The sequence below is a fragment of the Muricauda brasiliensis genome, assembly GCF_003057865.1.
GTDB lineage: Bacteria > Bacteroidota > Bacteroidia > Flavobacteriales > Flavobacteriaceae > Flagellimonas > Flagellimonas chongwuensis.
Genome location: NZ_QBTW01000011.1, coordinates 190,405 through 216,143, shown reverse-complemented (window position 1 = coordinate 216,143; position 25,739 = coordinate 190,405). Strand labels below are relative to the sequence as shown.

The 25,739-nt window shown below is 42.2% G+C and carries 22 protein-coding genes; 9 read left to right on the top strand and 13 right to left on the bottom strand.

Annotated elements, in window-relative coordinates:
- Nucleotides 1-11: 11 nt before the first annotated feature.
- The 6 genes from DCK90_RS06935 (at nt 12) to nadD (ending at nt 4,687) form a co-directional block, all read left to right on the top strand.
- On the top strand, nt 12-1,064 hold the full coding sequence (locus DCK90_RS06935; RefSeq protein WP_108245457.1) for a sugar phosphate isomerase/epimerase family protein: 1,053 nt from the start codon (nt 12-14) through the stop codon (nt 1,062-1,064).
- Complete coding sequence (locus DCK90_RS06930; protein ID WP_108245456.1) at nt 1,061-1,807, top strand: 3-keto-disaccharide hydrolase; 747 nt, start codon at nt 1,061-1,063, stop codon at nt 1,805-1,807. Before DCK90_RS06935 ends, DCK90_RS06930 begins: the two co-directional genes overlap by 4 nt.
- A 40-nt stretch (nt 1,808-1,847) precedes the next feature.
- Nucleotides 1,848-2,564, top strand: coding sequence for a 3-keto-disaccharide hydrolase (locus DCK90_RS06925; protein WP_108245929.1), 717 nt, complete (start codon nt 1,848-1,850; stop codon nt 2,562-2,564).
- Between the two features lie 84 nt (nt 2,565-2,648).
- Complete coding sequence (locus DCK90_RS06920; RefSeq protein ID WP_108245455.1) at nt 2,649-3,506, top strand: YicC/YloC family endoribonuclease; 858 nt, start codon at nt 2,649-2,651, stop codon at nt 3,504-3,506.
- Nucleotides 3,503-4,099 carry a guanylate kinase gene (gmk, locus tag DCK90_RS06915; protein ID WP_108245454.1) on the top strand — a complete coding sequence of 199 codons (597 nt, stop codon included), beginning with the start codon at nt 3,503-3,505 and terminating at the stop codon, nt 4,097-4,099. The genes DCK90_RS06920 and gmk overlap by 4 nt, the downstream gene beginning before the upstream one ends.
- A 3-nt stretch (nt 4,100-4,102) precedes the next feature.
- Nucleotides 4,103-4,687: a nicotinate (nicotinamide) nucleotide adenylyltransferase gene (gene nadD, locus DCK90_RS06910; RefSeq protein WP_108245453.1), complete on the top strand. Its 585-nt coding sequence runs from the start codon at nt 4,103-4,105 to the stop codon at nt 4,685-4,687.
- Between the two features lies 1 nt (nt 4,688).
- On the opposite strand, the gene DCK90_RS06905 is transcribed toward nadD, so the two are convergent.
- From DCK90_RS06905 to DCK90_RS06895, 3 genes are all read right to left on the bottom strand, one after another.
- The gene (locus tag DCK90_RS06905) at nt 4,689-5,411 is read right to left on the bottom strand and encodes a DUF6503 family protein (RefSeq protein WP_108245452.1); all 723 of its coding nucleotides are present in this window, start codon (nt 5,409-5,411) and stop codon (nt 4,689-4,691) included.
- A 36-nt stretch (nt 5,412-5,447) separates the two neighbouring features.
- Entirely contained in the window at nt 5,448-7,742 is a 2,295-nt protein-coding gene (locus DCK90_RS06900; protein ID WP_108245451.1) for an inorganic phosphate transporter, read from the bottom strand.
- A gap of 71 nt (nt 7,743-7,813) precedes the next feature.
- Entirely contained in the window at nt 7,814-9,028 is a 1,215-nt protein-coding gene (locus DCK90_RS06895; protein ID WP_108245450.1) for a porin, read from the bottom strand.
- A gap of 301 nt (nt 9,029-9,329) precedes the next feature.
- Between DCK90_RS06895 and dgt the strand changes: the two genes are divergently transcribed.
- Nucleotides 9,330-10,688 (top strand): dGTP triphosphohydrolase, encoded by a 1,359-nt coding sequence (dgt, locus tag DCK90_RS06890; protein ID WP_108245449.1) that lies wholly within the window; start codon nt 9,330-9,332, stop codon nt 10,686-10,688.
- Here the strand turns inward: dgt and DCK90_RS06885 are convergent.
- Complete coding sequence (locus DCK90_RS06885; RefSeq protein WP_108245448.1) at nt 10,685-11,743, bottom strand: DUF3078 domain-containing protein; 1,059 nt, start codon at nt 11,741-11,743, stop codon at nt 10,685-10,687. The two genes, dgt and DCK90_RS06885, sit on opposite strands and share 4 nt — an antisense overlap.
- Complete coding sequence (dxs, locus tag DCK90_RS06880) at nt 11,734-13,545, bottom strand: 1-deoxy-D-xylulose-5-phosphate synthase (RefSeq protein ID WP_108245447.1); 1,812 nt, start codon at nt 13,543-13,545, stop codon at nt 11,734-11,736. Before dxs ends, DCK90_RS06885 begins: the two co-directional genes overlap by 10 nt.
- 50 nt (nt 13,546-13,595) lie before the next feature.
- Here dxs and DCK90_RS06875 point away from each other — a divergent pair, with 50 nt between their 5' ends.
- On the top strand, nt 13,596-14,045 hold the full coding sequence (locus tag DCK90_RS06875) for a nucleoside deaminase (protein WP_108245928.1): 450 nt from the start codon (nt 13,596-13,598) through the stop codon (nt 14,043-14,045).
- A gap of 53 nt (nt 14,046-14,098) precedes the next feature.
- On the opposite strand, the gene DCK90_RS06870 is transcribed toward DCK90_RS06875, so the two are convergent.
- The 4 genes from DCK90_RS06870 to aspS form a co-directional block, all read right to left on the bottom strand.
- Complete coding sequence (locus tag DCK90_RS06870) at nt 14,099-14,293, bottom strand: cold-shock protein (RefSeq protein ID WP_108245446.1); 195 nt, start codon at nt 14,291-14,293, stop codon at nt 14,099-14,101.
- An 83-nt stretch (nt 14,294-14,376) separates the two neighbouring features.
- Nucleotides 14,377-14,637 (bottom strand): hypothetical protein, encoded by a 261-nt coding sequence (locus tag DCK90_RS06865; protein WP_108245445.1) that lies wholly within the window; start codon nt 14,635-14,637, stop codon nt 14,377-14,379.
- Nucleotides 14,634-16,418 (bottom strand): chloride channel protein, encoded by a 1,785-nt coding sequence (locus DCK90_RS06860; protein WP_108245444.1) that lies wholly within the window; start codon nt 16,416-16,418, stop codon nt 14,634-14,636. The genes DCK90_RS06865 and DCK90_RS06860 overlap by 4 nt, the downstream gene beginning before the upstream one ends.
- 64 nt (nt 16,419-16,482) lie before the next feature.
- Nucleotides 16,483-18,231 carry an aspartate--tRNA ligase gene (aspS, locus tag DCK90_RS06855; RefSeq protein WP_108245443.1) on the bottom strand — a complete coding sequence of 583 codons (1,749 nt, stop codon included), beginning with the start codon at nt 18,229-18,231 and terminating at the stop codon, nt 16,483-16,485.
- 365 nt (nt 18,232-18,596) lie between these two features.
- Between aspS and DCK90_RS06850 the strand changes: the two genes are divergently transcribed.
- Nucleotides 18,597-18,947, top strand: a complete 351-nt coding sequence (locus DCK90_RS06850) for a toxin-antitoxin system YwqK family antitoxin (RefSeq protein ID WP_108245442.1) — start codon at nt 18,597-18,599, stop codon at nt 18,945-18,947.
- Nucleotides 18,948-19,021: 74 nt separating this feature from the next.
- Here DCK90_RS06850 and DCK90_RS06845 read toward each other — a convergent pair whose 3' ends face one another.
- Genes DCK90_RS06845 through DCK90_RS06830 form a run of 4 tightly spaced genes read right to left on the bottom strand, consistent with a single transcriptional unit; the run spans nt 19,022 to nt 25,687 of the window.
- The gene (locus DCK90_RS06845) at nt 19,022-22,534 is read right to left on the bottom strand and encodes an efflux RND transporter permease subunit (protein ID WP_108245441.1); all 3,513 of its coding nucleotides are present in this window, start codon (nt 22,532-22,534) and stop codon (nt 19,022-19,024) included.
- Between the two features lie 20 nt (nt 22,535-22,554).
- Nucleotides 22,555-23,727: an efflux RND transporter periplasmic adaptor subunit gene (locus DCK90_RS06840; RefSeq protein WP_108245440.1), complete on the bottom strand. Its 1,173-nt coding sequence runs from the start codon at nt 23,725-23,727 to the stop codon at nt 22,555-22,557.
- 22 nt (nt 23,728-23,749) lie between these two features.
- Complete coding sequence (locus DCK90_RS06835) at nt 23,750-25,081, bottom strand: TolC family protein (RefSeq protein ID WP_108245439.1); 1,332 nt, start codon at nt 25,079-25,081, stop codon at nt 23,750-23,752.
- Nucleotides 25,082-25,687: a TetR/AcrR family transcriptional regulator gene (locus tag DCK90_RS06830; protein ID WP_108245438.1), complete on the bottom strand. Its 606-nt coding sequence runs from the start codon at nt 25,685-25,687 to the stop codon at nt 25,082-25,084. It lies immediately after the preceding gene.
- Between the last annotated feature and the right edge of the window lie 52 nt (nt 25,688-25,739).

Sequence of the window (25,739 nt, the reverse complement as noted above, 5' to 3'; positions counted from 1 at the left end):
ATTTTAACTAAATGAAGACAATTAAAGGACCGGCCGTATTCCTAGCGCAATTTGTGGACAATCAACCTCCCTTCAATACTTTGGACGGTATGTGCAAATGGGCTTCAGATCTTGGATACAAAGGGATTCAGATACCAACGTGGGAATCCTTCTTGATAGATTTGGACAAAGCGGCCGAAAGCCAAGATTACTGTGATGAACTCAAAGGAACGATAAATTCCTATGGTTTGGAGATCACCGAGCTATCTACCCACCTCCAGGGGCAGTTGGTAGCGGTTCATCCTGCGTATGATATCATGTTCGACAACTTTGCTCCCGAAGCATTGCATGGCAAGCCAAAAGAGCGGACAAAATGGGCCATTGAGACCGTTAAAAAGGCCGCTACGGCAAGTAGAAGACTTGGACTAAAGGCGCATGCTACATTTTCAGGGTCCTTGCTATGGCACACCGCTCATCCATGGCCCCAAAGACCTGCCGGATTGGTAGAGATGGGTTTTGAGGAGCTGGCCAATAGATGGATGCCCATCCTTAACCATTTTGATGAAGAAGGCGTGGATGTTTGTTATGAAATCCACCCCGGGGAAGACCTTCATGATGGTGATACTTTTGAACGCTTTTTGGAAGCGACAGGTAACCACAAAAGAGTGAATATTTTGTACGACCCGAGTCACTTCGTACTTCAGCAGTTGGATTATATTACCTACATTGACCACTATCATGAGTTTATAAAATCTTTCCACGTGAAGGATTCCGAGTTTAATCCAACTGGGAAAAAAGGAGCCTTTGGTGGTTATAACGATTGGGGAGATAGAGCAGGTAGGTACCGTTCTTTGGGAGATGGACAAATAGATTTTAAGACAATCTTCTCCAAACTGACCCAATACGGATGCGATGTATGGGCAGTAATGGAATGGGAGTGCTGTATTAAGAGCCCTGAACAAGGAGCTCGCGAAGGAGCCAAATTTATTCAAGATCATATTATAGAAGCAACCACAAAAACATTTGATGATTTCGCCGGAGCGGATATCGATGAACAAAAACTTAAAAACATATTAGGATTATGAAAAAACCATTGTTGTTTATAGCTCTTGCAGCAGTATTTGCCTGCAAGGACAAACCAAAGGAAAACAAAGAAGAAGTTCAAGAAGAAATGACGGAGGTAGTTGAAGAAAAAGAAGCTGAATGGACCACCTTGTTCGACGGGACAAGTTTTGATGGTTGGCACATGTACAATGGGGGAGAGGTAACCGAACCTTGGAAACTGGAAGATGGGGCCATGGTGTTTTACCCAATGGAAGAAAGACCCGAAGGAGCCAACTACAACTTGGTTACCGATGAAGAGTTTACCGATTTTGTACTGACCCTGGATTGGAAGATCGCCGAAGGAGGAAACAGTGGATTCTTTTGGGGCGTAAAGGAAGGGGAGGAATATGGCCAGCCATACGTTACCGGTCCGGAAATTCAAGTTTTGGATGACGAGAGACACCCTGATGCAAAAAATGGAGAAGATCGTTTGGCGGGATCCTTGTACGACATTGTTCCACCATCTGAAAAAGTGGTCAAACCAGCGGGCGAATGGAACTCCGTGGAATTGATGATCAATCACAAGACCAACCAAGGTCATGTAATTTTGAACGGGACCAAAATTGTGGAGTTTCCGTTGGAAGGTCCGGAATGGGACAAATTGATTGCCAATTCCAAATTTGCCGACTGGGAAGATTTCGCCGCTTTTAAAACAGGTAAGATCGGATTGCAGGACCATGGGAATGTGGTAGCATTCAGGGATATTAAGATTAAAGAGTTGTAGAATGAAAAGATTGAAATATACTTTGGGGATAGTTGCCGTGATGACAGGTTTATTCGTTAATGCTCAGGAAGTAGAACCCACAAAACCTGAGGCGACCGAATTATATAAACCTGTTCCGCCAAAAGTGACCCCTGGTGAGAATGGTGCACCGCCAAGCGACGCCATTGTGTTGTTCGATGGCACATCTTTGGACAAATGGGTAAGTGCGGCAGACAGTACAGAGGCCAAATGGATTTTGAACAAGGATGGCAGCATGACGGTGAAGGATAAAGCAGGAGACATTCAAACCAAGCAGGATTTTGGTAGCGTTCAGTTGCATATTGAATGGAAATCACCTGCCGAAGTACAGCGGGATGGTCAGAATAGGGGAAATAGTGGAATCTTTCTGAACGGACTCTACGAGGTGCAAGTGTTGGATAACAATGACAACGATACCTATGTTAATGGGCAAGTCGCCTCCATTTACAAACAACACACTCCTTTGGCTATGGCTTCCGTGCCCACAGGGGAATGGAATACCTATGATATTATTTATCACGCACCGGAGTTTGAAAAAGGTCAAAAAGTAAAGTCCGGTACCCTTACCGTGATACATAATGGTGTTTTGGTGCAAGATCATGTAGAGATCAAGGGAACCACCCCTTACATTGGTTGGCCTAAAAACCCTCCACACGGAAAGGGACCTCTTAGACTTCAGGATCATGGGGACAACAGTAGGGTAAGCTATAGAAATATTTGGGTAAGGGAGTTGAATTAACTCCCTTTCACCGTTTGCCAGATAGAATCTTTAAAGTGCCAGTAACCTATTTTGGTTACCTTTGGCAAAATTTATCATACATCTATGATTCAATCCATGACAGGCTTCGGGAAGCATATTGTGCAGCTTCCTTCCAAAAAAATCACTATAGAGCTCAAATCGCTCAATAGCAAGAGTTTGGACATCAATGCCAGACTTCCGCAATTCTATCGCGAAAAGGAACTGGAACTACGCAAAATGATAGCTGGAGCTTTGGTGAGGGGCAAGGTTGATTTTAATCTTTATGTTGAAATAACAGGAGAGGAGACTACGGCAGAAGTCAATCAAGGTGTGGTTCGGAATTATATGGATCAACTGGCCAATATCGTCAAGGGAGACGACATTAAACTCCTGGAGATGGCCCTGCGGATGCCGGATACGTTAAAAACGGATAAGGATGATATTGATGAGGAAGAGTACAAATCCATAATCGAGGCTATGAACGAAGCCCTTTCCAAAATCGTCGAATTTAGAAATGAAGAAGGAAAAGTTTTGGAAGAAGACTTTGTAGCAAGGCTCAACAACTTGAACGATCTATTGGAAAAGGTGAATACCATGGATCCCGAGCGACTTGGAACAGTACGTGAACGATTGGAGAAAGCGGTGGCCGATTTAAAGGTGGAGCTGGACGCCAATAGGTTTGAGCAGGAACTCATCTATTATTTGGAAAAATACGATATCACAGAAGAAAAGGTAAGGTTGGCCAACCACCTGAAATATTTTGAATCGACCCTAAACTCCGATGATTCCAATGGAAAAAAACTAGGATTCATTTCCCAAGAAATCGGAAGGGAAATCAATACCATTGGTTCTAAGGCAAACTATGCCCCCATGCAACAATTGGTAGTGCAAATGAAAGACGAATTGGAAAAAATCAAGGAACAAATGCTGAATGTGTTATGACGGAAGGCGGTAAACTTATCATTTTCTCTGCACCATCGGGCAGTGGAAAAACGACCATTGTGAAACATTTGTTGAATCAACCCGAACTCAACTTGGCATTTTCCATTTCTGCCACTTCACGTCCACGTAGGGGCAAGGAAAAGAATGGTGTCAACTACTATTTTATGTCCGTTTCCCAATTTAAGCGGCACATCAAGGACGGTGACTTTTTGGAATGGGAGGAAGTGTACAGGGACAATTTTTATGGCACCCTTAAAAGCGAAGTGGAACGACTTTGGTCAGAAGGAAAAAATGTAATTTTTGATATTGATGTGTCCGGTGGACTAAGAATCAAAAAGAAATTTCCTGAGAAGACTTTGGCGGTATTTGTAAAGCCACCCAGTGTTGATGAACTTAAGATCAGGCTCAAAAAGAGAAGTACCGAGAGCGACGATAAGATCAATATGAGAATTGCGAAAGCTTCAGTGGAGCTTGCCACGGCCCCTCAGTTTGATAAAATCATCAAAAATTATGATTTACCTGTTGCGTTAGACGAAGCTCATAAATTGGTGGCAGAATTCCTCGGTGTAGAGATACCTCCAAAAGAAAACTAGACCATGAAAAAGGTAGGGCTCTTTTTCGGGACCTTCAACCCCATACATATTGGTCATTTGATCATTGCGAACCATATGGTTGAGTTTTCCGATTTGGATGAGGTTTGGTTCGTAATTACCCCGCAAAGCCCGTTTAAGGTCAAGCAATCGCTTCTGGACAATAATCATCGGTATCAAATGGTTTTTGAGGCAGTACAAGAGTATCCCAAACTAAAGCCCAGTAAAATAGAGTTCGACCTCCCACAGCCAAACTATACCACAGATACATTGGCCCATTTGGATGACAGCTATGGCAACGACCATCGTTTTTCACTGATCATGGGAGAAGATAATTTGAAGAATTTCCATAAATGGAAGAATTATGAAACCATTTTGGAGCACTATTCCATTCATGTCTATCCTAGAGTTTCAGAAGGCGTTGTGGAACATGAATTTAAAGACCATCCCAAGATCACTCGGGTCGATGCCCCGATTATGGAAATTTCCTCCACTTTTATTCGTAAGGCACATAAGGCAGGAAAAAATATCCGTCCGTTATTGCCATATACGGTTTGGAAGTATATGGATGAAATGAATTTTTATAGGTAGGCTATTGTGCCTCTTTTGACAAGGTATCGGTGCCCAAATATTTATCGTCCTTGTTCATGTACCACGCTCTTGTTTTTGGCATTTTTATCCCCTCAATGGTTTCCAGTCCCTTTAAAATGATGTACTCTCCATCATTTTTGCTTTCATCATGGTAAAACTGATATACTTCCATGGCATAGGTGGTAGGGTCAAAGTAAAAATACCAAGTATCCTTTCCGATTGTTGCATCATAAGTTACCTTTAGAACAAGATAATCTTTGCCTTTGAATGTTTTCTTTTCAGCTTTTGGTTCCAAGTTGGTTCCTGGGTCGTTCAGCTTCATGGGGAGTCCGTAGAGATAGGTATAATAGTCTTTCATGAAATTGCCGCGTTCACAGTTCAATTTGAACTCTTCAGCTTTCTTTTGGGTGTATTTTTTACTTCCGTTCAAGGTAATCTCGCAGGATGTGTTTTCAATTTGGTAGGAATACGTATTATCTCCTTGGGATACATCCAGATTAAATTCCTGTTTTGGAAAGTCCACCTTTATAATGCTGGTTCTCTCTGGGCGGTTCGGGGTTTGCATCACAACTTTAAACGTAGTCTGTAAGTTCTGCCAATTTTCGTTGGGATCGTGAAAAGCAATGGCCTTTTCTAGAATATTTTCCGCAGGAAGGGATTGTGAATGCCCGGAAGCAGCGGATAACAGACTAAAAACAAGTAGAGCTAAACAATATCTTTTCATCCTATTAAAATTAATGAGGACGAAAAGATACCGTTTTTATTTTTTTTCGATAGTGGCTGGTTGAACCGTACTATCGTGTTCGCGATAGTATTGTTCCAAAAGGTTCATCATAGCGGTAATCAAGTCCCTTGTTTCGAGCAATAGGGAGAAATATAGCGTGGTGTTCTTTGGGCTCGATTCCTCTGTTCTTGTTCGGGACACTTGGATGTCTATCTTTTGGGAAACCAAATCATAAAGTTCTTGCTTGGAATCCAATATGGCGCCTATTTGCTCAAAAGATTTTTCTTCGAACGCCTTTTGGGTACTGTTGAAGATTTCCTCCAATTTATGGTCGATTTCCTTGAGCTCCTTTATTTGATTGTACTTTAGCTTTTTATGGTTGTTTTGAACGTGATTGTAACTCACTTTTCCAATGTATTCCAAGGATTGGGACATATCTGTCAGGTACCCCATTATGTTTATGTAGAAGTTACTGGCTCCGATATGGGCCTCTTCCAAGTTCTTGATGAAATAAAAGGTGTGTTCCCTGAGGTCTTCTATTTCCAATGCAAGTTTGTTTCCTTGTTTTTTGTTCTTTTTTAGGGAATCCAAAGCCTGCTTCGCAAGACCGTTAATAGAATTGGAATAAATCTTATTGCTACGCTTTACCACATTGGCAATGTTGGCCGCAGTCTCTTCAATAACACCTTGTATGGAGCTGCTTTCAGCTCTTCTCAAGCGATCTTCGACCTTGATTTCCTTGGATTTTTTGTTGTAGGATATATAATTTCTTACCAAAAGAAGAACCGCTGCGAACAACAACATGGCTATGGCGGCACCTTTCCCAAAATTAATAAGGGACAAGACCACTCCTGAAGCAATAAAAGCAATTATGGCCGTACTGAACCATCCTGCGATTACGTTCAAAACCCCAGCAACCCTGTAAACAGCACTTTCTGCACCCCAGGCCCTATCGGCCAAGGAAGTACCCATGGCCACCATAAAGGTGACATAGGTAGTTGAAAGGGGGAGTTTGTAAGATGTGGCAATGGATATTAAGATACCGGCAACCATTAAGTTCACCGAAGCCCTTATCATATCAAAAGCAGGTAATTGAAGCACTTTTTCCTTTGAAAGGTTCACGGTGGGCTTTTCAAACCGTTTATTGATTTTCTTTTGTATTGAGTCGGGAACTATGGAGGAAGCCCATGTAGACAAATTGATGGAAAACCTTACCAGGCCTCTTGATAGAAAGTTTGGCTGAAACTTTTCCTTGGCCTCACCTTCTCTGGATAAATTTATTTCGGTATCGGCAACATATCTGGCTTTTTTGGACATCCATAGAGTTGCCACCATAATCATTCCTGATAGGAACAACAAAAGGGTAGGTGTCTCTACAGTGTTAGCCAAGATTCCCATACTAAATTCAGAAGCATCCACTCCTGACCCCGACCATGCTACATAGGATTGCCAAGCAGCAATGGGCACACCAATAAAATTGACAAGGTCGTTTCCTGCAAAAGCAAGTGCCAAAGCGAACGTGCCAACCCCTATGATAACTTTGTAAATATTGACTTTGGCGAATTGTATGAGTACATAGGACAAAATAGCCCAAAAAGCAAAATTGATAAAGCCCACTTTGTAGACTTCTGTCTCCAAATAATCCTTAATGGTTACACCTCCTATAAAACCGTATGTCTGGTCTGCAAAAGGAGTTCCCTTTATTCCTTTTAAAAGGATAAAATAAGAAATGGCGGACAGCGCGATTCCTGCAAAAACGGCGCCGACCCAATTCGCCTTTCTTTGAAATTGATAGGAAAGCAATACCCTGGATACCCATTGCACGAAGGCACCAATGGAAAATGCAATCACAACTGACGATAGTATTCCTATGATTATTTCAATCGCCTTGTCCGTATTGATAAAATGCACAATATCGGAGAAGCTACCATTTACATTTGCTATTTTTAGGATGGCCATTGCAACAGCGGCACCCAAAAGGTTAAAAACTATGGAAACCGTTGTTGATGTGGGCATTCCTATGGTATTGAAAAAGTCCAATAGTAGTATGTCAGTGATCATCACGGCCATAAAAATGAACATGATCTCATCAAAATAAAATTCACCGGGGTTAAAAATACCTTTCCTTGCAACTTCCATAAGACCGCTAGAGAAAATGGCTCCACAGGCTATGCCCACGCTTGCCACAATCATGATGGTCTTGAACGATATTGCCTTGGAACCAATAGCAGAATTCAGAAAATTTACCGCATCGTTACTAACGCCAACAACAAGATCTGCAATGGCCAGAATGCCCAAGGCCACAAGGATTAAAAAGTAAATGTTGTCCATAATTAGAAATCAAAAAAATTTTTCAAATATCAAGAGAATACGCTTTTGATAAGTTATGTTAAGGTTATTTTTTAAAAATGTACATCTACCTGTAGACGGTACATCAGCTCATTCAAACCATTGTCAATATTTAAATAGCTAAGGTCTGTTTGAACCTTTAGTTTATGTCCTACAATATATTTTGATAGCCCTAATGTATATTGTTTTTGCGGATTTTTACCTGTAATTTCCATGTCCAATTCAATGTTGGTGAATCGGGCCGATACCTCCCAATTATTTTTGAACAAGTAACCCGATTGCAGGTTAAGTCCATTCCCTACCTGCACAACGTCTCCCGTAGGAGTATTGTCGGAGTTCAATGCCACTGGTTCACCGGCATCGCGATGGGCAAACTCTCCCATAAGTGAAAAACCCCTGTATTTGAACATAAGGTCAAGGAACAGTGTATAGATGTTGGTTTCGTGGAACCCAATATCATTGGACATATAACTGCCCATATTGCTCCTAGTTTTAACCGCATTGTTGTTTATGTCATAAGTGGTTCCGAACATTAGTTTAGGCGTTTGCTCCCTGTTGAGATCGGCAGCTCTGTAATCACCTTTTTTAACGAAATTCCCAAAGGGAAGCAGCTCAATTCTTGAGGTGTATTGGTGCCCTCCTAGATTACCCTGTGTAACGTTTCTTCCCTCACCTTGTGAGAACGCGAATTTTTCACGGACCAAAAACCTATTGCCCAAATAGAAATGATGTCTGAGTTGAAAGCCCATATCCCTGTCTATATTGAACCTACTGTTCAACAATGAGCGATCCACCTGTTGAAGATTTCCGGAAGAGATGACCCTTTCAATGTTGCCGGGCAACTTGGTTTGTCCAAACCAAAGTTCAAAGTTCTGGTAGAAATTCCAAATGACCACGGCATCAAGGATGTATCTTGGCGTATTGCCCGTAAACTCTGATGACCCCGACATATCCCTGTTCGACAGACCAAGCTCAATCTTGTATTTAAGTTTTGGGGAATAGGCAAAGCCGTTGAATTTAAGCCGTGCACGTCTTACCAAAAAATCCTGCTCTGGGTTGGCAAATTTACTTTGCCCTTCATCAGTCCAGCTAAAATTGGATAATAATTGCATTCTTGCTCCCACTTTCATGGACCAAGTGCTGTCTTTGCCAATAATGTTGAGCAATCCGTCACCAAAATGCGTTGGTCTAATTTCTTGAGAATAAGAAAAATGCGTGCAAGTGAATATAAAGATAATCCCAATGAGGGTTAACTTTGGGGTATTCATTACGGTACTAGTTTTTGTCGCTGCAAATAACCGTACCCAATGTTAAGTTAACATTTCCTGTATGTTATCTTATGGATGTCATTTTGATAAAAAAGGCTACCTTTTGAAAGGTAGCCATCAGATTTCGAAGAATAGTCGACAAAAACTAATATCCATAAAGAAATCCGCTTCAAAATTGGACTTTGAAAATTTCTTTACCGTAATTTTAAGTTTAAGTAATCATTAAGCATTGTAAAGCAATGTAAAGCCCCTATGTTGGTCTATGATTTAGGTTAAACGTATATTGCACCAATAAATCATTATGAACTGGGAACAGCTACTCTCTTTAAAAAGATACGGGGATACGGGAAAACGCCTTCGCAAGGAACAGAACGAAACCCGGCTAGGGTTCGAGGTGGACTACGATCGAATCATTTTTTCATCAGCATTTAGGAGTTTACAGGACAAAACACAAGTGTTTCCAATGCCGATTGCAGTAGGCTCGCAGAAAAATTTTGTACATACCCGCCTTACGCACAGCATGGAAGTGTCCGTGGTAGGAAGAAGTTTAGGACGCATTGCCGGACAGCAAGTTTTGTCGAAGTATCCGTTCCTGTCCGAAGTCCATGGTCATCATTTTAATGATTTTGGAGCTATTGTTGCCGCTGCCGCCTTGGCCCATGATATTGGAAATCCACCGTTTGGGCACAGTGGGGAAAAGGCCATCGGAAATTACTTTAAACAGGGCAAGGGAAAATTTTATGAAGATGTTCTCACAGTAGAGGAATATCAAGATTTGATTGATTTTGAAGGTAATGCCAACGGGTTTAAGTTGTTGACAGAATCCCGTGAAGGAGTGCCGGGGGGATTGCGGTTGAGCTACGCCACTTTGGGAGCCTTTATAAAATACCCCAAAGCTTCCCTGCCCAAAAAACCATCGAGGAACATTGCCGATAAGAAGTTTGGTTTTTTCCAGTCCGAAAAAGAGTTTTTTAATGAATTAGTTAGGGAAATAGGTCTTTTGCCCAATCCTGCCCACCCGAAAACAGGATTTTTAAGACATCCATTGACCTATCTGGTGGAGGCTGCGGACGATATTTGCTATACCATTATCGATTTTGAGGACGGCATCAATTTGGGATTGATACCCGAGGAATATGCCTTGGAGTATCTGATCAATTTGGTAAAGGACAACATCAATACCAAAAAGTATAATGCCATGACCACCTCCAGTGATAGATTGAGCTATTTGAGGGCGCTTGCCATCAGTACCTTGATAGGGGATGCAGTAGACGTTTTTGTAACAAACGAGGAGAAGATTCTCAATGGTGAGTTTGATGCGTCTTTATTGGACAAAGGAAAATATATAGCCCAAGTTGATGATATCATTAAACTGAGCGTGGAAAAGATATATCAATCCACCGAGGTTGTGGATAAGGAATTGGCCGGATATCGGATTATTTCGGACTTATTGGATATGTACACTACGGCCCTTATCAATGTAAAGGAAGGGGAGGATACCAATTATGACCGATTGCTCATCAAAAGTTTGCCTGAAAACTATAGGAATACGGATGCTTCCATCTATAAAATATTATTGGGCACCAGTTGTTTTGTGGCCAGTCTGTCCGATAGTGCCGCCGTTCATATACATGATAAATTAACAGGGCGAAAGGTTTAAAATGAATAGAGCAGTCCTACCCCCAGTAACTGCTTAAACTGGATTTTGGACACGCCCGGGCTGATTACGGTTCCATCTTCCGCAATTTCCTCATCAAATTTGATGTCATCATCAAAGATGATATGAGTTCCAATGTTTGCATTTAGAAAGTCGTTTACCTTGAGATTGAAGTTAAGCTCCCAATCCACATCTATGTTCCCAAAACTCCGAACATAATCTGTATATAGGTTGAGGCGATGGCTCATAAGAACGTTGTTGGTAATTTCGGTTTCCCAAGTATTCGTTACCAAAAAACCAAGTTCCAAAAACACCCTGTCTCCTTCTTCTACACCAAAAGCGCCCTGGTTGGAGAGATTCTCATCCAATACAAAGGTCGATTTCATGGTAGCGGGTGAAATATAAAGGTTGAATTGGTCTTTTGGGGGTATATATGATGTACCGACACCGACAAACAAATATCCAGGGGCCATGAACCTTGAAATGGGGGTCTCGCGATCAGGATATTTATAACCATTGGAAAATTGTGTCCGAATGTTGGCCTTTACCGAATAGTACCAGTTGGTAATGGTGTCCTTCCTAAAACTCAGAGTGGTGGAGAGTCGAATCTGGTCGTCCGTTTTGCGGAGTTTTCTTCCTTCTTGTGCATTGAGGCCATATCGAAGCTGGGCCTCATTGTTCCAACTTAGGTAACGGAATTTATAGTTACGGGCAAAATCAGCGCTCGCGAGAGCCGAAACAGAGTTGTCCCCCCCTGCATTCCAGTTGACAAATGAGACTTCGCTTACGTTGAGGCCAAATTTGTTGGTCTTCTTCCAAAAAGAAGTAGGCTTGAACCGATTGTACCATATACTCAAAGGCTTTACTCTGTTCAATACTGTACGAGGGTCGGTCAGTTTTGCATTCCGGGTAAGGTATTTGAGCTTTACATCCTTAATGCGAATTATCTTAAAGCTGCCATTGGTGCTATCAATTTCAAACGCCTTTAACTGGGTAACTTGGGCATGGGCAGATAGAAAAACGGCTAGAAATAAAATTAAAAAACAGTTTAATCGCATTGGTCTAAGGTTGATTGTATGTATGAGTGTATCGTATCAAAATCTATACCAGCCATTTGGTGGGTCTCCAAGACATCGCCATGATCCACAAATTGGTCCGGGATTCCAAATATTTTAACAGGTTTTGATAAACCTTCCTCGTTGATGAATTCGAGTACTGCGGAACCAAAACCACCCTGCTTTGTGCCATCTTCAACGGTAATAATATGCTCGTAAGTAACAAAAACGGTGCGGAGAAGATTCTTATCCAGAGGTTTTGCAAAGCGCATATCGTAGTGCCCCACTTCTTCGGTCCTATTCAGTTCTTGAATAAGTTCGGCAATTGTATTGCCAATATGTCCAATGGTCAGAACAGCAATTTTGGACCCGTTTTTGAGCTTGCGTCCAGTACCTATTTCTATAGATTCAAAATCATTTTTCCAATCTATGGTCACGCCACGACCTCTGGGGTATCTTATTGCAATAGGTCTATCCAATCCCAATTGTGCTGTATACATGATGTTTCGGAGTTCCATCTCGTTCATTGGGGAGAATATGGTCAAGTTGGGAATACAGCGCAAAAAAGCCATATCAAAAACGCCATGGTGCGTAGGACCGTCTTGCCCGACCAACCCAGCTCTGTCCAAACAGAAAATTACGGGGAGTTTTTGTAGCGCAACATCGTGTATGACCTGGTCATAGGCTCTCTGCAAAAATGTAGAGTAGATGTTGCAAAACGGGACCAGCCCCTGTGCGGCCATACCTGCGGCCAAGGTTACGGCATGTTGCTCCGCGATGCCTACATCAAAGGCGCGCTCTGGAATTTCTTCCATCATAAATTTTAACGAGCTTCCACTGGGCATAGCAGGGGTAATCCCTACGATTTTTTCATTTTCTTTGGCCAACTCCACAAGGGTATGTCCAAACACATCCTGATATTTTGGTGGTTGCGCTTCCTCCGATTTCTTTAACCGCTCCCCAGTGATCTTATCGAATTTTCCAGGGGCATGGTACACCACCTGGTCTTCTTCGGCCTGCTTTAAACCTTTCCCTTTTGTGGTAATTATGTGGAGCAATTTTGGGCCATCCACATGTTTTAAGCGTTCCAGTTCAGTGACCAGAGCTTGAAGGTCATGACCATCAATCGGACCTGTATAGTTCAGGTTGAGGCATTCAAAAATATTCTCGTCCTTGGCGGTTCCAGCCTTAACATTGGTAAGATATTTTTTTAATGCACCTACGCTAGGGTCGATTCCTATAGCGTTATCGTTCAAGACAATTAATGCGTTGACATCTGTCACGCCCAAATGGTTAAGTCCTTCAAATGCCATTCCGCTCGCAATGGAAGCATCCCCAACTACGGCAATATGTTGTTTGCTAAAGTCTTTGTTGAGTTTTGAGGCCATGGCCATGCCCAAGATGGCAGATATCGCTGTTGAACTGTGCCCGGTCCCAAAATCGTCGTATTCGCTTTCACTTCGTTTTGGAAAACCACTGATTCCGCCCAATTGTCGATTGGTATCGAAAATTTCTTTGCGCCCTGTCAAGATTTTGTGTCCGTAGGCTTGGTGACCTACATCCCAAATAAGTTTGTCATACGGTGCATTGAATACGTAGTGAAGGGCAATGGTAAGTTCCACAACCCCAAGACTGGCACCTAAATGTCCCTCTTTCGTAGAAACAATATCAATGATAAATTCCCTCAATTCCTTAGCGAGCTTGGGCAACTCCTTCAAGGTTAATTTTTTGAGGTCCTTAGGCGATTCGATATGTTTTAACAGTCTTTCCAATGAATAAAAAACAAAAGTATCGATTCTCTCCAAGATTATTTTATGTGTAGCTTAGCAATCTGTTGAAAAATGAGATAAAAATCGTGGAGAACCCTTTTGATGACAATTATTTTATGAAAAGAGCCATGCAAGAGGCAGAAATTGCCTTCGAAAATGGTGAAGTGCCTGTAGGTGCGGTCATAGTGGTGAACAACAGGATTATTGGAAGGGCCCACAATTTAACCGAACGGTTAAGGGACGTTACGGCCCATGCCGAAATGCAAGCGATTACGGCTGCGTCGAACTTTTTGGGGGGCAAATATTTGCAGGGATGTACGTTGTACGTGACCTTGGAGCCTTGTCAAATGTGCGCAGGAGCATTGTATTGGAGCCAAATTTCCAAAGTGGTTTATGGTGCTTCGGATTTGGAGCGCGGGTTCAGTGTCATGGGAGGGCACCTTCATCCCAAAACCGAGGTCGTAGGAGGTGTAATGGAAAGGGAAGCTTCGGAAATGCTCAAGCGATTCTTTATTCAACGGAGAAACCTCAATTAAAGAAAAAACCCCGGACTTGCCGAGGTTTTAAATCAAATCAAAATAAAATATTTTTATCCGATTACTTGCACGCGTGCAGCAACCACTCCTTTTCTTCCTTCTTCTTCGATGTATTCTACTTTGTCGCCTTCGTTCAATTCCACTCCGTTCAATGCTGTAACATGAACAAAGATGTCTTTTCCTGTGTCGTCGTTTGTAATGAAACCATAACCTTTGGAATCATTGAAAAATTTTACTGTACCAGTCATTAAAAAATAAATAAAATGTTAAAATACGAATGTAACTTTTTTTATGACTGATTGGATGAAATGAAGTTTAAATCTTATGAAAATTATTTGTTTTCAGTATTTTTTCGCTCTTTTTCCTGCATTTTCTTAATATTTTCCTTGGTAAGCATGTAATCTTTCATGTTTTTGACCTTGCTTTCTTTCCATAGGAAAAGTGGCATGGCTACCAAAAATAGACCAACTGTGCCTCCTCCAATGTATTTGGGTGCCTGTGGATGCCCTTCTTCCAAGGAAAGACCGTAGAATATGGAGCCAAGGGATGCCAGCATAATAAAAAAAACGATATGTTTGAGTTTTATCTTCATTGAGAGTAATTGATCAATTTTCTGCGATAGGCGGTCAACATTTTTGATTTGCTGATGAAGCCCTCATATTTGCCATTTTTGATGACGGGTAAGTTCCAAGCGCCGCTATCCTGAAATTTTTTCATTACCTGCTTCATGTTGTCCGTCTCGTAAAAGATAACCTCTGGCGGTGCATGCATCAAATTTTTAACAAAAACGGTGTCATATATTTCGGTGTCGAACATCATGGGCCTGATGTCGTCCAAGACGATAATCCCAATTAATTTTTTTTCATCATCCAGTACTGGGAAAAGGTTTCTTTTGGATTTGGATACGGATTGATGCAACATTTCGCCCAAGGACATTTTTGGGTGAACAGGCTTGAAATTCTTTTCGATAACATCATCCATTTCCATCAGCCCGAGCACCATTTGATCCTTATTGTGCGATAAAAGCGCTCCTATTTTGGCCAGTTCTTTGGTGTAAATCGTATAATCGAGGGCATTTTTAGTGATGAGGTATGAAATAGCAGCGGTTATCATCAAAGGAACAAAAAGTTGGTACCCTCCGGTTATCTCAGCTATCAAGAATATGGCGGTCAAAGGTGCGTGAATTACCCCGGCAATGAGACCTGCCATTCCAATCAATGTAAAGTTACTTTCCGATACCGAGAATCCCAATCCCAGATTATTGATGACCTTCGCAACCACATTGCCCAATGCGCTTCCCATAACCATGGTGGGGATAAATACTCCTCCAGCTCCCCCTGCACCGATGGTGGTGGTCATGGCAATAGCCTTGAAAATGGTAATGCCGAACAAGAGCGCAATAACCACCCAGATATTGTCCGTGAACGCATCAAATGGAGTGGTGCCCAAAGCTTTTAGGTGATTACCGTCCAATAGGTTGTTGATAAATCCGAAACCTTCACCATAGAGTGGGGGAATGGCGTACAACATGATGCCGATGGCGATTCCACCAACCAATAATTTATACTTTGGACTTTTCAATTTTTTGAATAGCGAGAGTATCCGAAAGTACATTTTGGTAAAATAGATGGAGGCAAAGCCGGTACCTACTCCCAACAAAACGTAAAATGAGGTGTCTTCCAGTTTAAAGCCTTCGGATAGCGAAAAGCTGAACAATACTTCGTTGCCCAAAAAGAAATAGGAGGTGAGTACCCCTGAAATCGATGCCAAAAGCAAGGGGAGCATGGACATCATGGTCAAATCCAAGGTAAAAACCTCCACTGCAAAAATTATGGCTGCAATGGGCGATTGGAAGATAGATGCAATTGCACCGGCCGAAGCGCAGGCCACCAAAAGGGTTCTCGTTTTTGCATCAATATGGAACAATCTGCTTAAGTTGGAACTTACTGCGGACCCGGATTTTACAGCTGGACCCAACAAACCAACAGAACCACCAAAACCGACGGTAAGCGGAGCAGTGATCAAAGGAGTGTAAATATCCTTTAGCTTGAGCAGCCCCCTCTTTTTGGAGAGTGAGAATATGATGGAGGAAACGGCGTGCTGTAAGGGTTCTTTGTGTACAAATTTGACATAGAGATAGACCAAGGTAAGTCCTATCGTCGGAAGGATGAAATACAGTTGGTTCTCCGAGAAAACGATTCCTCTTTTTAAGAGCGATTCAATAAAATAGGTGGAGTTTTTTACGGTAACCGCTACCAGTCCTGCCAAAAATCCAACGACCAAACTCATTAACTGAATAAAGGTTCTGTTGGAGATATTTCGATATCGCCATTTTAAAAAGCGGGTGAGCAGTTTTTTGTTGCTGTAGGGCATGGAGGTCCGTAATACCTATTAAAAGTATTAAAAAATCCCGCTTACAAAACGGGATTTTCTATTATTACAAGTCCAATTTTAAATGGAGTTCTTTTAGTTGCTCTTCGTCGATGTTCGCCGGAGCATCTATCATTACATCGCGTCCACTGTTGTTTTTTGGGAAAGCGATGTAGTCTCGAATAGTTTCCTGTCCGCCCAAAATGGCCACCAATCTATCCAGACCAAAAGCGATACCACCGTGGGGAGGCGCTCCATATTGGAAAGCATCCATCAAAAAGCCAAACTGTGCTTTTGCTTCCTCTGGGGTAAAGCCCAAATGTTTGAACATGGTCGCTTGGGTCTCTTTGTCATAGATTCTGATGGAACCACCTCCGATTTCGTTTCCGTTCAGCACCAAATCATAGGCGTTGGCCTTTACTTCTCCGGGTTTTGTGTCCAACAATTCCAATTGACCTGGTTTTGGGGAAGTGAAAGGATGGTGCATGGCATGGTATTTTCCGGTTTCCTCATCCAATTCCAGCAGTGGGAAATCCACGACCCATAAGGGAGCGAATTCATCCGCTTTTCTAAGTCCCAATCGAGTGGCCAATTCCATTCGAAGGGCACTCAATTGTGCGCGGGTCTCGTTGGTATTTCCGGAAAGCACACAGATAAGGTCACCCGCTTTTGCACCGGTGGTTTCGGCCCATTTGGCCAAATCTTCTTGGTCATAAAACTTATCCACGGAAGATTTGTAGGTGCCATCCTCGTTACATTTTACATATACCATTCCCTTGGCGCCCACCTGAGGGCGTTTAACCCAATCAATTAACCCATCTATTTCTTTTCGAGTGTAAGAAGCTGCTCCCGGCACAGCTATGCCAACCACTAATTCAGCAGTGTTGAAAACATTGAAATCTTTATGCTGCGCCACAGGGTTCAATTCACCAAATTCCATCCCAAATCGGATGTCGGGCTTGTCGTTTCCATACAATCGCATGGCATCATCGTAGGTCATACGTGGAAATTCATCCACTTCCACACCTTTAATTTCCTTTAAAAGATGTTTTGTCAAACCTTCAAAAGTGTTTAGGATATCTTCTTGCTCAACAAACGCCATTTCACAGTCAATTTGAGTAAACTCGGGCTGGCGGTCTGCACGAAGGTCTTCGTCCCTAAAACATTTCACAATTTGGAAATACTTGTCCATTCCTCCTACCATCAACAATTGTTTAAAGGTCTGGGGAGATTGGGGCAAGGCATAAAACTGGCCTTCGTTCATGCGGCTGGGCACTAAAAAGTCCCTTGCCCCCTCGGGAGTGGATTTTATCAAATAAGGTGTTTCAATATCGATAAAACCTTGGTCGGACAGATATTTTCTGACCTCCATCGTCACCTTGTGCCTAAAAATAAGTTTGTTCTTTACTGGGTTTCTTCTAATGTCCAGATAGCGATACTTCATTCTAATGTCCTCACCGCCATCGGTCTCGTCCTCAATTGTGAAAGGAGGAAGCAAAGAATTATTAAGGACAGTGAGTTCGGTCACCAAAACTTCGATTTCTCCCGTTGGGATATTCGGGTTTTTGGAAGCCCTTTCTATTACTTGGCCTTTGGCTTGGATAACGGTTTCACGTCCCAGTTCGCGAGCTTGCTCCAAAAGTTCTTTGGTAGTTCGTTCTTCATCAAATACCAATTGGGTTATGCCGTAACGGTCGCGAATATCTACCCACGCTACAAAACCTTTGTCGCGCAGCTTGTGCACCCATCCACTTAGTATTACCTCTGAACCTATGTCCGATGCCCTTAGGGCACCACAAGTATTGCTTCTGTACATTATGTTTGTTATGAGAGGGCAAATTTAATAGGAATGTGGATATTTTACAGTAGATAATCTCTTTTTCTCCTTGACCTGCTTTTTTAAATTTCAAAAATGACCTCAAGCAACATATCGCTTAACGTTAAATTAACATTGAAAGCGATTTTTCCATTGTAGTGGTTGGGGTATAGGGCAAAATTCTTCGATTAAATGGTCGTTTTGAAGAATTACAAAAATATTAACTAATTGAAATACAGTAAATTGAACATTTTAAGTTAATTTAATGTAAACTAAATGTTATGTAAATGTGTGATTAACGTAAAATTTAAGTAACTTTGATTCGTTATCATATTGATACTAATAATATTAAATCCCATCTAGATATGAAAAAAGCAGTATTATTTTTGGCGGTGATGTTTGCGGTTGGTGTGTCTGCACAAGATACCAAGCCTACCTTTGAAAAAGTGGGAGATATGGTGAAAGCCACTTATTTTCACGACAATGGTGAAATTGCCCAAACAGGTTATATGTTGAACGGAAAGTTGCATGGAGATTGGGTAATGTTCAATGTAGAAGGTAAAAAAATTGCCACCGGCCAATACGACAATGGAGAAAAAACCGGGAAATGGTTTTTTTGGAGGAACGATGAATTGAACGAAGTTGACTTTACGGATAACCGTATTGTGCAAGTAAAAAGTTGGAGCCAAGGCGATGCCGTAACGGTAAACCAATAATTATTTAAAATCAGTGTTTAAGCAAAAAAGCCCCGACCATTTGGTCGGGGCTTTTCTATTGTTTTTGTACTACATTATGTGGTAGCAGTTTCAATTTGTTCTTGTTTGCGTTCTTGCCTTGCCAACTTTCTTTTTCTAATCCTTAGCTTTAGCTTGTATACCAAGGTGAATAGAATAGGTACAACAATCAGTGTTAGGAAGGTTGCCACCAATAATCCGTAGATTACGGTCCAAGCCAACGGTCCCCAAAATATTACGTTGTCACCTCCAAAATAAATACCAGGGTCAAACTCGCTCATTAGGGTAAAGAAGTTGATATTGAATCCTGTTGCCAATGGAATCAAACCTAAAATGGTGGTAATGGCCGTTAGCAATACGGGACGCAATCTCGATTTTCCTCCTCTTACAACGGATTCCAAGAAATCATCAGGCTCCAAAAGCCCATCTTCATCAAGGTCTAATTTCACCTTCTTTCTATCGATTAGCAGTTGGGTATAATCCAATAGTACCACACCATTGTTCACCACAATACCTGCCAGGGATATAATTCCCATCATGGTCATCATGATAACAAATGCACTTCCTGTAGCAACGATACCTCCGAATACACCAATCAAACTCAAGAAAATTGCAAGCATGATAATGCCCGGTTTACTGATGGAGTTGAATTGGAATATCAAAATGAAGAATATAAGTCCAAGACCAGTGAAAAAAGCACCCATCAAAAAGGCCATTTGCTTATTTTGCTCCTCTATCTGACCTGTATAATCTATTTTGATATCATCCGGAAGATTTTCGAAATCGTTCATTTCTTCCTGGATTTTGCCCACAATGGCACCGGCATCCGTATAGCCCGAAGCCAACGCGGAATAAACGGTTACCACCCGTTTTACATCCCGGTGCTTTATAGCGCTAAACCCGGTGCTGTTCGTTTGCTTGGTGACCGCCGAAATTGGAACTTCCTTGATTTGTCCGCTGGATGGGTCCCTAAATGTGATGCGCTGGTTGAAAAGGGCACTGGTGTTGTACCGGTCCTCTTCGTTGAACCTCACGTAAATGTCGTAATCTTCACCACCTTCTTTGTAAATGCCGGCTTTGGAACCAAAGATGGAACTACGGAGCTGTTGGCCAATCTGACCGGTTGCAATGCCCAACTCACCTGCTTTTTTACGATCAACCTGTACCAACATGGATGGCTTGGACTTGTTTACATCTATCTTGAGCTCATCAATACCGGGTATGTTTCTTGAATTGATAAAATTTCGCATTCTTTCCGCGGTATTGATCAATTCGGTATAATCCTCTCCTTCCAATTCTATGTTGATGGGGTAACCGACGGGAGGCCCAACGGCGTCTTTTTCAACCGAAATGGCAACGCCGGGATACACATCTTTCAATGCCTCCTGAACTTTTCTCAAAAGTTCTTGGCTATCCGCACCTTCACGGTATTTGAATTCCCGTAAGGTGGCCGTGATTTTGCCCCTGTTTGGCATTTCTGCACTGGAACCACCATCGGTCTGGGGGTTACCGGCACCTTCCCCTACTTGGGATACGGCACTTTCGGTCATAAAGTTGTAGTCACCGTTCATGTAAGCGTCCGAATTGATGATGTCGTATACCCGCTCTTCAATGTCCTTGGTGATTTTGTTCGTCTTTTCTATATCGGTCCCTTCGGGGTATTCGATATAAACGATAATTTGGTTGGGCTTGTTATCGGGGAAAAACTCCACCTTGGTTCTTTGGCTACCTACGGAAGCACCAAAACCGATAAAGGCGATTATAAGCAGGACAAAAGTGGTAACTGCAATAAAAATGGGCCTTCTTCCAGCAAGGGAATAGCGTAGTGTCCTCTCGTAAAAGCTTTCCCATTTGGGAAGGATCCTATTTTGGAATATCCCGGCCCAGTTTCTTAGGAACAAACGATAAATCCATAACATAATCGCAGTTAGCACCATCAGTGACCCCAATGACCTATACGCTCCACCGAAGATGACGATGAGAATGCCGATTACGGAAATAATGGATGTGATGCGCACAATCTGTTTTAGGGGCATCTCCTTGTCCTCAGTAGTCATGTATCGTGATACCAGAACAGAGTTAAAAAAGATTGCCACAAATAGGGATGAACCCAAAACCACCGACAGGGTAATAGGGAAATACTTCATAAACTGCCCCATGATGCCCGGCCAAAGCCCCAAAGGCACAAAGGCTGCAACTGTGGTCAGTGTTGATATGATAATCGGGAACGCAATCTCACCAATACCTTTTTTCGCAGCTTCGATACGTGGCATTTTTTCCTCGTCCATAAGACGATAAATGTTTTCCACGACCACAATACCATTGTCCACCAACATTCCTAGCCCCATAATAAGTCCAAAAAGTATCATGGTGTTCATGGTGTAGCCCAAAACGTTGAGTATCATCAGCGACATGAACATGGACATTGGAATGGCGAAACCTACGAACAATGCATTTTTGAAGCCCAAAAAGAACATCAGGACGGTTACCACCAAGATAATACCGAAGATGATATTGTTTACCAGGTCATCTACTTGGCCAATGGTCTTGGACGATTGGTCGTTGGCTATGGTTACCGTAAGATCTTGAGGAAATTCATTCTCAATAGCATCGTCAACTATTACTTTGATCTGGTCCACTGCGTCGACCATGTTTTTACCGGAACGTTTTTTTACATCGAGCATTACCACGGGGTGTCCAAACTCCCGTGCATAGGTGGTCTTTTCCTCTTCCTTAAAGGTAACCTTGGCGATATCCTTAAGGTAGATCGGGTTTCCGTTTTCGGATTTCACCACAAAATTTTCCAGTTCGTTGGGCTCATCGATTTCTCCAACTATCCTAATGGTTCTACGTTGCCCACTGGCAATAAGATTTCCGGCAGAGGTAGTCAGGTTTTCGTTGCTGATACTGTTTATGACATCGTTGAAACTGACCTTGGCGGCCATCATCTTGTAAATGTCCACGGCAACTTCTACCTCTTTTTCCTGTGCACCACGAATATCTACTTGCTTGATTTCTTGAAGGCCTTCTATTTCGTCTTCCAAGTATTCGCCAAACTCTTTGAGTCTTTCAATAGGGTAGTCCCCGGAAATATTGATGTTGAGTATGGGTATTTCTTCTGAAAGGCTCAAATCGAATACATTGGGTTCCACTTTGGCCCCGTTAAAGGTGGGCCAATCCTCGCCGGCTGTTTTAGAGTCAACTTCGTCCTTTACCTTTTGAAGAGCAGCCTCCACCGAAATGTTCTCATCAAACTCCACGATGATCATGGAATAATCCTCTTGAGAGGTAGATGTGATTTCTACAAGATTGCTCACAGTCTTGAGTTCGTCCTCAAGTGGGTCGGTAATGAGTTTTTCAATGTCCTCTGCGGTGTTTCCCGGATAGATTGAACTGATGTATATCTTGGTCTCTTTTACCTCAGGGAAGCTTTCCCTGGGCATGCTGAAATAAGCCATGCCACCAAGGATAAGGATAACCAGGATCAGCACATACATTGTGGTCTGGTTATCGATGGCCCATGAGGACAGCCGAAACTCCTTGTCTACACTTTTCTTTTGTTTGCTCATAATTTATTTGCTTTGGCTGTCTAGCTATTTTTTATGTTGACTTTTTGTCCTTCTTTTACACTTCGGGCACCTTCATCGATAATGGCATCCCCTTCGTTTATTCCGGAAAGTACTTCAACGTAATCGCCTTGTGTTTTCCCTGTTTTGATCACCACTTTTTTGGCTACCGGATCATTCTGAATGGAATCGGCATCCACCAAATACACATATTGCTCGCCATCTGCGTTTTCTGACAGTACACTTTGCGGGATAAGGATAGCCTTCTCACTGGTATAATCATTGATCATCACCCTTGCCGTAAGGTTTGGTTTCACCTTTCCATCGAGGCTTGGTACGGGAATTTCTGCTGTAAAGGATCTATTGCTGGGGTTGATGAAATTTCCTGTTTGCCTAACCGTTGTTGTAACACTGTCACCTAGAACAGGGAAGTACACTTTAACGTCTTTACCAGGGGTAACATTGGGCAAATGGCTTTCTGGAACCTCAACGTTTATGTACATGTTGGACAGGTTCACAATTCGGAACACTTCGGAACCTGGACCTGGGCTAACTACTGTCCCTTCATCTTTTATAACATCGTCGATGATACCGGTAAACGGGGCACGTATGCTCGATTTACCCACTTGGCTCTCCATTTGCTTTACGGCACTTTGTTGTGCTTCGTAATTGGTCTTGGCCTGTAGGTACTGTATTTCTGAACCGATGTTCTGTTCCCAAAGCCTTTTTTGGCGCTCAAAGGTGGTCTTGCTCAATTCAGCCTGTGTTTTTAGCTGTGCCAACTGACTGGAAAGTCCACCATCATCAATAGTGGCCAATAATTGTCCTTTGGAAACTTTTTGACCTTCTTTTACATAAACGCGGTTCAAGGTCCCGGACATTTCAGGATAGATCAGTACATTTTGTTTGGTCATAACATCTCCTTGGAGCTCCAAGTAATGGTCAAATTTCTCTGGGTGTACCTCGATTGTGGTTACCAAAGGAAGTTTTTCGGACTTATCGAGCAGCGCAATGGCAGAATCCAAGGATTTTAATTGGGCTTCCAATGCTTTCTTTTGGCTGGAAATCTCAGCATGTTTGGAACGGATTGTCTCAATGTCCTTACTGGCCAAGGCTTTGTCCAGAGATTTGGAGCTATTGCCTCCACAGGAAGCTAGAACCGCTGCAGTTAGTGTTATATATATTGCTTTTCTCATGATGGAATGGTTTTCTCTTTTGTTATTTGTTTAAAATATTTTCCAGTGCTGTCTTTTTGTTGATGACATCTACCATGGACTGTAAATATTCTTGTTGGCTTGTGTACAATTGGGTTTGGGCCTGTCTCAGCTCAAAACTGGTTGCCAATCCTTCCTCGTATTTAACCTGATTTTTGTTTTCAATGCGTTCGGCCAGTTCCAAGTTTTCTTTGGAAGTTCCATACTGCTCTATGGCAAGGATATAATCACTTTTGGCACTCTCCAATTGAAGGCGAATCTGTGCCTGCGCCTCGGTGAACTGTGTCTTTGCCTTTTCTAAAGCTATCTTGGCGCGCTGGGTACTTGCGCTTCTGCCGAGAGAACTGAAGATGGGTATGTTAAGGTCCACTCCTAAAATGGATGACCCGAACCATTGTTGGCCGCTGTCCAAAAAGTTGAAATCATTGCTGAAAGAGTTTCCTCCGTAGTTAACAAAGGCGTTCAATGTGGGAAGCGCACGGCTTTTGGCCAATTTCAGTTCCAAAAACCGTTGTTCGTTGAGGTTGGCGGCCATTTTATAGTCCACATTGTTCTCAATATTGAATTCGGAATCAATTAATCCAAGATCAATCTCCTTTTGGGTAAGGTCATCCAGGTTTTCGGTCAAAACCGTTGGAGTCTCAATGGGTAGGCCCAGTACCAAGTTCAACATTTGAAGGGTAATCTCTTCCATTCGGCGGGCATTTTTCAGCTGATTGTCCACCGTTGAGAGTGTTATCTGTAATTGATCTACGCTTTCCTCATCACCAAGGCCATTTTCGTAGATTCGCTTGGTCTCGTAGAGGTTTTCTTCCAGTGTGGATTTGTTCTTTTCTGAAATTTGAACACTTTCTCGAGCCAAAAGCACATTTCCGTAGGCTTCCACAACCGATTTTCGGACTTCCAATTCCGTTTTTTCTTTATTGTTTTGGCTGTATTCCAAAAAAGTTTTGGTGGCCTGAACACCCACAATGTAGGAACCGTCAAATATTTGTTGCCTCAAGGTCGCTGTTGCCGACATGGATTGTGCCTGACCGAATACGACTTCGGCATAAGTTCCCGGCTCACCACCGAAAAACTCGGCAGGAATCTGCGAAACAGGCTGCTTTAACTGGTTTTGATAGTTAACGGCACCGTTGATCTGTGGAAGTCCGGTTGCAATGGTCTCCCATTTTTGCTTCTGTGCATCCACAATATCACGCTCTGCGTTTATGGAACTATAGCTGTGCTCCAGTGCATAGGCAATGGCCTGATCTAAGCTAAGGCTTGGTATGGTATCCTGGGCGGACACCAACCATGGTAGTATTAGTAATAGACTGATTAACGTTCTTTGCATTTATTCTTTATTTGAATTGATGATTGAGTTGAGTATTTTTCTTCCTTCTGGAGTTACAATGCCCCTTAAATGATATTCCAGATAATAATCCATTAGTTCCGCTTTACTGAAAATTTCCGTGGGAAACAGGCCATTGTCCTTTAAACTGGTTATTCCGGTAAAATAAATTCGAGAAACAAATTCCACGTTTAGGTTGTCCCTGTAAATTCCCATTTGCATACCACGCTTCACATTTTTGGCCACGCAACGATGGGTGCATTCAAATTGTACTTCCTTGAGGGACGTATAGATTTTTGGATAATATTTTTGTAATTGATACAGTGGTGATGATTTTTCATCTTTTAAATGAAGCATCACAAACCTTTTGATTTCATAAAGTTCCTCAATAGGATTTTTTTGCAAGGCTACGATATCATCTATGCCACATACAATAAAATCGGTCATTGACATGGCGGTCTGTTGAACCAGGTCTGTTTTGTTCTTAAAATGGGAGTAAATCGTTTTCTTGGATATCCCCATCTCATGTGCCAAATCGTCCATGGTAATACTCTTAAACCCAAGATTTAAGAACATCTCACCTGCTTTTTGAATAATCTTTTCCCTCATAATCAGGGGCAAATGTAAAGATGGAAACTTTAAAAACAAAAAAAGTTTCCAT

What these genes read in the sequence shown, in the direction of transcription:
- DCK90_RS06935 (WP_108245457.1), top strand. Translation starts at nt 12, where the DNA reads ATGAAGACAATTAAAGGACCGGCCGTATTCCTAGCGCAATTTGTGGAC.
- DCK90_RS06930 (WP_108245456.1), top strand. Translation starts at nt 1,061, where the DNA reads ATGAAAAAACCATTGTTGTTTATAGCTCTTGCAGCAGTATTTGCCTGC.
- DCK90_RS06925 (WP_108245929.1), top strand. Translation starts at nt 1,848, where the DNA reads ATGACAGGTTTATTCGTTAATGCTCAGGAAGTAGAACCCACAAAACCT.
- DCK90_RS06920 (WP_108245455.1), top strand. Translation starts at nt 2,649, where the DNA reads ATGATTCAATCCATGACAGGCTTCGGGAAGCATATTGTGCAGCTTCCT.
- gmk (WP_108245454.1), top strand. Translation starts at nt 3,503, where the DNA reads ATGACGGAAGGCGGTAAACTTATCATTTTCTCTGCACCATCGGGCAGT.
- nadD (WP_108245453.1), top strand. Translation starts at nt 4,103, where the DNA reads ATGAAAAAGGTAGGGCTCTTTTTCGGGACCTTCAACCCCATACATATT.
- DCK90_RS06905 (WP_108245452.1), bottom strand. Translation starts at nt 5,411, where the DNA reads ATGAAAAGATATTGTTTAGCTCTACTTGTTTTTAGTCTGTTATCCGCT.
- DCK90_RS06900 (WP_108245451.1), bottom strand. Translation starts at nt 7,742, where the DNA reads ATGGACAACATTTACTTTTTAATCCTTGTGGCCTTGGGCATTCTGGCC.
- DCK90_RS06895 (WP_108245450.1), bottom strand. Translation starts at nt 9,028, where the DNA reads ATGAATACCCCAAAGTTAACCCTCATTGGGATTATCTTTATATTCACT.
- dgt (WP_108245449.1), top strand. Translation starts at nt 9,330, where the DNA reads ATGAACTGGGAACAGCTACTCTCTTTAAAAAGATACGGGGATACGGGA.
- DCK90_RS06885 (WP_108245448.1), bottom strand. Translation starts at nt 11,743, where the DNA reads ATGCGATTAAACTGTTTTTTAATTTTATTTCTAGCCGTTTTTCTATCT.
- DCK90_RS06870 (WP_108245446.1), bottom strand. Translation starts at nt 14,293, where the DNA reads ATGACTGGTACAGTAAAATTTTTCAATGATTCCAAAGGTTATGGTTTC.
- DCK90_RS06865 (WP_108245445.1), bottom strand. Translation starts at nt 14,637, where the DNA reads ATGAAGATAAAACTCAAACATATCGTTTTTTTTATTATGCTGGCATCC.
- DCK90_RS06860 (WP_108245444.1), bottom strand. Translation starts at nt 16,418, where the DNA reads ATGCCCTACAGCAACAAAAAACTGCTCACCCGCTTTTTAAAATGGCGA.
- aspS (WP_108245443.1), bottom strand. Translation starts at nt 18,231, where the DNA reads ATGTACAGAAGCAATACTTGTGGTGCCCTAAGGGCATCGGACATAGGT.
- DCK90_RS06850 (WP_108245442.1), top strand. Translation starts at nt 18,597, where the DNA reads ATGAAAAAAGCAGTATTATTTTTGGCGGTGATGTTTGCGGTTGGTGTG.
- DCK90_RS06845 (WP_108245441.1), bottom strand. Translation starts at nt 22,534, where the DNA reads ATGAGCAAACAAAAGAAAAGTGTAGACAAGGAGTTTCGGCTGTCCTCA.
- DCK90_RS06840 (WP_108245440.1), bottom strand. Translation starts at nt 23,727, where the DNA reads ATGAGAAAAGCAATATATATAACACTAACTGCAGCGGTTCTAGCTTCC.
- DCK90_RS06835 (WP_108245439.1), bottom strand. Translation starts at nt 25,081, where the DNA reads ATGCAAAGAACGTTAATCAGTCTATTACTAATACTACCATGGTTGGTG.
- DCK90_RS06830 (WP_108245438.1), bottom strand. Translation starts at nt 25,687, where the DNA reads ATGAGGGAAAAGATTATTCAAAAAGCAGGTGAGATGTTCTTAAATCTT.